At 68.4% G+C, this 1,985-nt stretch carries 1 protein-coding gene; it reads left to right on the top strand.

The window, feature by feature from the left end:
- On the top strand, window positions 1-1,985 hold a 1,985-nt coding region (locus AC07DW_RS34215; RefSeq protein WP_478861491.1), incomplete at both ends, for an RHS repeat domain-containing protein.

Here is a 1,985-nt window from a genome sequence, read left to right as displayed (position 1 = left end):
GTGGAGCGCAAGGACGCCACCGGGGCGGTCACCCGCACCGAGTACGGGCCCTACGGGCAGCCGGTGAAATCAGTCACCACCGGCACCGACGGCACGATCGCCGAAACACGGAACACCCTCACCCCCGACGGCAGGCATGTTGCCGCCACCACCCAGTCGGTGGCCAACAAGCCGGGCGAAACCCCCAGGGCACGCACCACCACCAGCTTCGAGACCGACGGGCACGGTGAGCTGGCCTCGAAGACCGTCACCTGGGCCGACGGCGCGCGCCCGGAAGGCGATGAGGGGCCGCAGAAGCTGACCGAGACCTACACCACCAGCATCGACACCACCGCCCATACCCGCACCGACGCGGTGACCACGTCGGCGGGGACGGTGAAGCAGGTCTCGGATCTGGCCACCGGTGAAGTCGTCGAAACCATCGATACGTCGGGCCGGGCATCGAAGACGGTGTATGACGATGCGGGGCGGGTGGTCAAGGAGACCGGTCCGGACGGACTGACCACTACCGCCGCCCACACCCCCACCTCCACCACGCTCACCACCCCCGACGGGCACGTCACCGTCGAGACCCGCGACCTGCTCGGCCGGGCGGAGAAGAAGACCGACAACATCACCGCCGGGAAGATCACCGGTGACCCGCAGGCGCGGACCTTGCAGAAGGTGGAGTACTCGCCGGACGGGCTGACCGCCACCACCAGCGACGGTGCCGGCCGCAAAACGGTCACCACGAATGATCTGCTGGGCCGGCCGGTGAAGGCGGTCGCCCCCAACGGCATGACGCAGATCATGTCCTACGACGATGTCGCGAACACCAAAACCACCGCGCTGCTGCCCGCCGGGGAGAACGACCCCGCCAAGGCCGTCACCACTACCACCGAGAAACTCGACGACGCCGACCGCGCCACCGCCTCCTCGACCCGTCACGCGGACGGCACCCCTGTGCCCGCAGCCAGCCAGACCTTCGACGGGCTTGGCCGGCAGCGGGAAGCAACCACCGGGGATGTCACCACCCGCCTCGCCTACGGCACCGGCGGCATGGTCGACAAGGCCACCCTCACACCGGCCGCGCCCCAGGTGTTCCCCGGTGGTGAGGTCACCGCCGAACCCCGCGGGGACCTGACCGGCGGACAGGTGGTCAAAACCCTCGGCTCGGGTGAGGAGAAGCGGTCCGGGACCATCCTGAAGCGGGACGACGCGGGCCGGGTGATCGAGGAGAAGGACCCCGTCGGCGGGATCACCTCCACCGTTTACAACGAGCGGGGTGAGGCGGAGAAGGTGACCCGCCCGGACGGGTCGGTCACCACCACCTCATACGACCCGGCCACCGGCCGGATCACCGGAACCACCACCATCTCCGCAGACGGCAAAACCACGTTGAAAACCGCCTACACCTACGACAAGGCGACCGGCCGGGTGCTGGAGGTGTTCGACCCCGCGGACAAGACCGGCACGGTCATCTCCTACACCTACGATGCGGACGGCCACGTCACCAAGGTCACCTACCCCGACGGCAAGAGCCTGTCCCAGGAGTACGACACCCACGGACAGCTCACGGCTGCGGTCGACGCGGCCGGGGCGCGCACCGTCTACACCTACAACGGTGACGGAACCCTGCGCTCGGCGAAGCAGACCGGCACCGACGGCAAGACCCTGGCCGAGGTCACCTACACCTACGACAAGCTCGGCCAGATCGAGAAGGTGGAACGCGGCAACGGCGTCACCACCTCCTACACCTTCACCGGTGCCAGCCAGACTAAGAGTGAGAAGACCACCCGCGCCGACGGCACCCTGGTCAGTGAGGCCGCCTACAGCTACGACGCGCACGGCAACCTCACCTCCCGGACCGACACCCGCCCCGCCGTCAACGACACCGGCACGGTCGTCAGAGACGAGCACGGCGGGGTGAGCATGGCGGTCACCACCACCGCCTACCGCTACGACGCCTACGACCGCCTCATCCACTCCAAAGTCAGCAACAGCGA

The organism is Streptomyces sp. NPDC045701 (assembly GCF_056432045.1).
Note: the sequence above shows the minus strand (reverse complement) of the source record. Positions and strands in the feature narration are given on the sequence as shown.